Here is a 5,781-nt window from a genome sequence, read left to right as displayed (position 1 = left end):
GGACGGGCCCGCCGGTCGACCGGCGGGCCCGTTCCCGTCTCTCCCCCTCCCGCGCGGGGCGAGGCGCACCTAGTATCGACGGGTGATCTTCAAGGCAGTCGGCGACGGGCGTCCGTACCCCGACCACGGGGTGGAGTCCACCCGCGCCTGGGCCGCCGTCGCCCCACGGCAGGTCCGGCTCGACGAGCTCGTCACCACCAAGCGCGAGCTCGACCTGCGTCACCTCCTCGCGGAGGACTCGACCTTCTACGGGGACCTGTTCGCCCACGTCGTCTCCTGGCGCGGCACGCTCTATCTCGAGGACGGCCTCCACCGCGCGCTGCGCGCCGCCCTCCAGCAGCGGCTGCACGTCCACGCCCGGGTGCTCGAGCTCAACCCCGACGGCACGGTGGTCCCGCCCGCCTGAGGGCCGGCGGTCCGTCGTTTCACGCAAAGTCGGGCCCAGCCGTTACCTTGGCTCTGTGACGACCGACCTCACCGAGGCACAGCGACGCCGTGCCGCCCGTCGCCGCCACCTCCAGCAGCGGCAGACGCTGATCTTCGGCATCCTCATCACGGCGATGGTCGCGGTGGCGCTCGTCGCCGCGGCGATGTGGGGCGGTGTCATCCCTTCGCCCTTCGCCCGGCCGTTCAGCTCCCCGGAGCCCACGGACGCCGAGGCGCCGGCCGTGCCGTGCCCGCCGGCCGACGCGCTGCCCGCCCCGTTCCCCGAGATCAACGCGAACGTCTACAACGCGACCGACCAGAGCGGCCTCGCCGCGCGCACCGCCCGCGGGCTCGCGCAGTACGGCGTCGTCATCGCCCAGGAGTCCAACTACGGCGGCAGCTTCGAGGGCGTGGCGGACATCGTCGCCGGCCCGCGCGGCCTGCAGGCGGCCTACACCGTCGCCGCGATCATCCCGGGCTCGACCGTCTCCCTCGACGGCCGGGACGACGCGACCGTCGACGTCATCCTCGGCGGGGCGTTCAGCGAGGTCCCCGCCCCCGAGGCGGCGGGCTTCGACCCCGACGAGCCGCTCGCGCCGCCGCCGGGCTGCTCCCCGGTCACCGTCCCGGACGACGACGTCGTCGAGGAAGCGCCCGCCGCGGGCTGACCCGCCCAGCCTCCTGGGCCGGGCGGGCCGCCTCGCTCAGTGCTCGCGGGACGGGTCGGGCACGGACGCCGGGCTCGCCGCCTCCGCGCTCGTCCCGCGCCAGCGGGCCACGGAGCGCATGACGTGGAAGACGCCGAGCGCGGCAGCGGTACCGAGCGCGATGCCCTCGAACCGCATCTCCCCGGCCACCCACGTGTAGTTGGCGATCCCGACGATGAGCGCGATCGCGGCCGTCGTGAGGTTGACCGGGTCGGCGAAGTCGACCTTGTTCTGCACCCAGATGCGGGCGCCGAGGACGCCGATCATGCCGTAGAGCACGGTCGCCGCGCCGCCCAGGACGCCCGGGGGAACGGTGTTGATGAGCTCCCCGAACTTCGGGGAGAGGCTGAGCAGGAGCGCGACGCCGGCGGCCACGAAGTACGCGGCCGTCGAGTAGACACGGGTCGCGGCCATGACGCCGATGTTCTCCGCGTAGGTCGTCGTGCCCGAGCCGCCACCGGCACCGGCGAGCGTCGTGGCGAGGCCGTCGGCGAACAGCGCGCGCCCGGTGACGTCGTCGAGGTTCTCCCCCGTCATCGCGGCCACCGACTTCACGTGACCGACGTTCTCGGCGATGAGGACGAAGACGACGGGCACGAACAGGCCCATGAGGGTGAGGTCGAAGGTGGGGGTGGTGAAGGTCGGCAGGCCGACCCACGCCGCCTCGCCGACGGGGGTGAAGTCCACCTCGCCGCGCACGACCGCGACGACGTAGCCGGCGAGAACGCCGACGAGGATCGCGAGGCGGCCGAGGATGCCGCGGAACAGCACCGTCACGAGGACGACGACGGCGATCGTCACCAGCGCCGTCGGCGGCGCCTGGGAGACGTTGGACCACGCGCTCGGCGCGAGGTTGAACCCGATGAGCATGACGACCGTGCCGGTGACGATCGGCGGCATGACGACGTCGATCCACCGCGCACCCGCGAAGTGGACGACGAGGCCGATGACGGCGAGCAGCGCACCGGTGATGAGGATGCCGCCGAGCGCGGCGGGCATCCCGCCGACCTCCTGCGCGGCGGCGATCGGGGCGAGGAACGCGAAGCTCGACCCGAGGTAGCTCGGCACCCGGTTGCGGGTGATGAGCAGGAACAGGACCGTGCCGACCGCGGAGAAGAAGAGCGTGGTCGACGGCGGGAAGCCGGTGATGAGCGGGACGAGGAACGTCGCGCCGAACATCGCGACGACGTGCTGGGCGCCGATGCCGATGGTGCGCGGCCAGCTCAACCGTTCCTGGGGAGCGACCACCTCCCCCGGACCGACTCGAACGCCGTCGCCGTGGACCGTCCAGATCGCCATGTCTCTCCCATTCACCAGGTGTCTTGCCGCGGCGCAGGATATCCGCTCCACGGGCGGCAGCCTCGGGACGTCCGGCCGTGGGATCCTGGGCGGCGTGAGCGACGGCGGGTGGCAGGCACCGGGGCACGAGGGCGGCAACCGTCCCGAGCCCGAGCCGTACCAGTCCGCGCCCGCTGCGGGACAGTCCTCGGCCACGCCGTACGCCGCGCCCACACCGGCCTACACGCCCTTCCCCCCGCCGGCGCCCGGGGCGCCGCTGGCGTTCGCGACGAGCGACCGGCACCGCGACCGGGTGCTCGGTGGCCAGGGGTACGAGACGCCCGCCTACCGCAACGACTCCTTCGCCGCCACGTCGATGGTGCTCGGCGTCGTCGGGATCCTCGTCCCCGGCGTGTGCCTGCTCGCGATCGCCTGCGGCCACTACGCCCGGCACCGGCTGCGCCGCTCCTACGAGGGCGGACGCGGGCTGGCCGTGGCGGGGATCGTGCTGGGGTACGCGACGACCGCCGTCTGGCTGGCGGTGGCCCTCCTGTACGTCAGCACCCGGGCGCTGCTCTGAACCACGGTGCCGCCCGCGTTAGGCTGCCGAGGTGAAGCCCTTCCTCCTCATCGCCACGCGTTCCGAGGACGCCGCAGCCGACTCCGAGTACGCCTCGATCCTCGACCTCGGCGGGCTGGAGGAGCGCGACCTGCACCGCCTCCGGCTGGAGACGACGCCGTTGCCGGACCTCGACCTCGACGCCTACTCGGGCATCATCGTCGGCGGCAGCCCGTTCACCAGCTCGGTACCCACCGAGTTCAAGAGCGACACCCAGCTGCGCGTCGAGGCGGAGCTCGGCACGCTCCTCGACGAGGTGTGGGACCGCGACTTCCCGTTCTTCGGTGCGTGCTACGGCATCGGGACTCTCGCCCGGCACATCGGCGGGGTCATCGACGGCACCTACTCCGAGCCGATCAGCGCACCCCTCATCACCCTCACCGAGGCAGGCCAGGCCGACCCGCTCCTCGCCGGGGTTCCCGAGCAGTTCGAGGCGTTCGTCGGACACAAGGAGGCGTGCACGCACCTGCCCGACACGGCCGTCGTCCTCGCCTCCTCCGAGCAGTGCCCCGTGCAGATGTTCCGGGTGCGCACCAACCTCTACGGCACCCAGTTCCACCCCGAGCTCACCCTGGACGCGCTCGTCGAGCGGATGACGGTCTACCGGCACGCGGGCTACTTCCCGCCCGAGGACTTCGAGGAGGTCCGCCGGGCCGTCTCGGCCGCGGACGTCAGCCACGCCCGGCGGGTGCTGCGCAACTTCGTCGAGCGCTACGCGAGCTGACCGGCCGGGTCAGCGGCCCTCGGCGGGCAGCGACGCGAGCAGGGACCGCTCGGCCGCACCGGCCTCGTGGGCGAGGTCCCACAGCACCGTGGACGCGGTGCCGGACGGCCCTGCGGCGTCGTCCGCCGGGCTGTGGCGGGCGAGCTCGGCCGTGACGAGGTCGACGTCCTCGCTCGTGAGCTCGGTGGCGTCGGCGAGGACGGTGAGGTTGCGCAGACGCGTGCGCAGCGTGTCGAGGTCGGCGAGCTGACGACTGTCGAGCCGGTCCCGGTCGGGGACGAGCTCGTCCTGCAGCCGCTCGGCGTCGCGGAGCACGGTGATGTCCTCCGGCCGCCGCGATGCCGTGCCGGTGGCCGAGGCCCGCAGGGCCGCGACGGTGGCCGCGGTGGCGGCCTCGACCCGCTGCCGCAGCGGCGGGGGTCGGAAACCGGGGATGACGACGTAGCCGAGGACCACCCCGAGGAGCACCGCGCACGCGGTGAGGCCGACGTACTGGAGGAGGAGGTTCACGGGGTCGAGGTCGCGGCTCACCGAGTTGAAGCCGACGCTGACGACGACCATGAACGCACTGCCCAGCGCCGGGCGGGTGACGACGTACCAGAGTCCCAGGCACAGGGAGACGGTGGCGACCATGACGAGGTAGTCGGACGGGACGAGCAGGAGGACCACCGCGACGGTGAGCGAGCCGGCGACGACGCCGACGATCTTGTTCCGCGTCTTGGCCGCGGTCTCGCTCCAGGTCGCCTGGAGGATGCTGAAGGTCGCGAGCAGCGCGGTGGACACGAGCGGGTCGCCGCGATCGAGCCGCGAGGTGACGAGCAGCATGAGGAGGACGGCGAGTGCCGTGCGGAACGCGTGCCGGACCTGGACGGAGCGCAGTCGCGCCGACGGGTGGAGCACCGCCTCCTTGAGCTGCTCGCCCCGGTCCCGGTCCAGGTGGACGGGGGTGGTGTCGCGCCCGTCGACCGCCTGCTCGACGGTGTCGAGGGCGCGGGCGGCGTCGGCGAGGGGACCGTCGGCGGGTTCCGCTGCCGGTGACCGTGCCGGATCCGGGCTCGGGGTGTCCGCCTTGGCCCGGGCGGGCCTGGCCGTGATCCGCCCCGCGAGGTCCTCGGCCCGCGCACGGAGGGCGGCGACGGCGTCGGGGTCGGCCCGCCCCGACAGCTCCGCGGCGCGGACGGCGAGGCGGTAGCGTGAGGCGCCCTCGAGGACGTCCGCGAGCCAGCGTTGTCTGCGGTCGGCGAGCCAGGTGCCGAACGCGCCCGCCGCCGCGGAAGCCGGGTCCTCGGCGACGAGCACCGCCGCCACCTGCTCGCGGGTGGGCTTGGACGGGTCGGTGATCCCCATGAGGACCCGCAGCACGAGCGCGACGACGACGCCCGCGACGGCGGCGGCGATGATCTGCTCGTGGTCCGCACCGCCCATGGGCGCATAGCCGTAGCCGAACATCGTCGTCATGCCGAGCCCCATGCCGGCGTTGGCGAAACGGGGACCGATGAGCGGGAGCAGACCCGCGACGAAGGTGAGAAGGACGACGAGGGCGATCGCCGCCGGGCGGGAGGATTCCGCGACCAGACGCGGCAGCGCCGCGGCGACGACGAGCAGCGGCCCCAGGATCAGGGCGACCCGGAGGTCGGGCCACAGCGGGCCACCCAGGAACGCGACGAGGGAGAACATGCCGGTGAGGCCGCCGATGATGCCGGCCGCGCCGGCCCCCCAGGAGTCGGCGAGCAGCACCGAGGGCACGACGACGATGATCATGAGGACGATGAGCAACGGGCTGCCCCTGGGACGCCGGGGCGCTGCCGTGTTCCCGGACTGCGCGGACGCTCCCCCACGCACGTACGATGACGCGCTCATGTCAGCGACGGTAGAGGCGAAGTATGGCGGGCGCCACAGATCCCCGAACTGGGGACAGCCCTGCTCGAGCGCCGCGAAGCGCTGGGCCACTGGCCTCGCCGCCGTCGACGGGGCGGCCACATGGGTCCAGAAACACGTGTGGGCCGCAACCCAAGGGTTGCGGCCCA

The 5,781-nt window shown here is 73.3% G+C and carries 6 protein-coding genes; 4 read left to right on the top strand and 2 right to left on the bottom strand.

Annotated features, from left to right (window positions below; translation table 11 throughout):
* The first annotated feature begins 82 nt into the window (after positions 1–82).
* Both FHE66_RS09530 and FHE66_RS09525 read left to right on the top strand, forming a co-directional pair.
* Positions 83–406 carry a type II toxin-antitoxin system VapB family antitoxin gene (locus FHE66_RS09530; RefSeq protein WP_139072730.1) on the top strand — a complete coding sequence of 108 codons (324 nt, stop codon included), beginning with the start codon at positions 83–85 and terminating at the stop codon, positions 404–406.
* 55 nt (positions 407–461) lie between these two features.
* The gene (locus tag FHE66_RS09525; RefSeq protein WP_139072729.1) at positions 462–1,094 is read left to right on the top strand and encodes a LytR C-terminal domain-containing protein; all 633 of its coding nucleotides are present in this window, start codon (positions 462–464) and stop codon (positions 1,092–1,094) included.
* 36 nt (positions 1,095–1,130) lie between these two features.
* Here FHE66_RS09525 and FHE66_RS09520 read toward each other — a convergent pair whose 3' ends face one another.
* Positions 1,131–2,432: a uracil-xanthine permease family protein gene (locus FHE66_RS09520; protein WP_139072728.1), complete on the bottom strand. Its 1,302-nt coding sequence runs from the start codon at positions 2,430–2,432 to the stop codon at positions 1,131–1,133.
* A 94-nt stretch (positions 2,433–2,526) separates the two neighbouring features.
* Here FHE66_RS09520 and FHE66_RS09515 point away from each other — a divergent pair, with 94 nt between their 5' ends.
* Both FHE66_RS09515 and FHE66_RS09510 read left to right on the top strand, forming a co-directional pair.
* Complete coding sequence (locus FHE66_RS09515) at positions 2,527–2,991, top strand: DUF4190 domain-containing protein (protein ID WP_176554727.1); 465 nt, start codon at positions 2,527–2,529, stop codon at positions 2,989–2,991.
* 31 nt (positions 2,992–3,022) lie between these two features.
* Complete coding sequence (locus FHE66_RS09510) at positions 3,023–3,754, top strand: glutamine amidotransferase (protein ID WP_139072726.1); 732 nt, start codon at positions 3,023–3,025, stop codon at positions 3,752–3,754.
* A gap of 9 nt (positions 3,755–3,763) precedes the next feature.
* On the opposite strand, the gene FHE66_RS09505 is transcribed toward FHE66_RS09510, so the two are convergent.
* Positions 3,764–5,614 carry an FUSC family protein gene (locus FHE66_RS09505; protein ID WP_139072725.1) on the bottom strand — a complete coding sequence of 617 codons (1,851 nt, stop codon included), beginning with the start codon at positions 5,612–5,614 and terminating at the stop codon, positions 3,764–3,766.
* Positions 5,615–5,781 lie beyond the last annotated feature (167 nt).

The sequence above is a fragment of the Georgenia sp. 311 genome, assembly GCF_006151955.1.
In the GTDB taxonomy this organism is placed as follows: Bacteria; Actinomycetota; Actinomycetes; order Actinomycetales; family Actinomycetaceae; genus Oceanitalea; species Oceanitalea wutianyii.
Note: the sequence above shows the minus strand (reverse complement) of the source record. Positions and strands in the feature narration are given on the sequence as shown.

Excerpts from the sequence above, each read along its gene's own strand:
- FHE66_RS09520 (WP_139072728.1), bottom strand. The coding sequence starts at position 2,432 with ATGGCGATCTGGACGGTCCACGGCGACGGCGTTCGAGTCGGTCCGGGG.
- FHE66_RS09505 (WP_139072725.1), bottom strand. The coding sequence starts at position 5,614 with ATGAGCGCGTCATCGTACGTGCGTGGGGGAGCGTCCGCGCAGTCCGGG.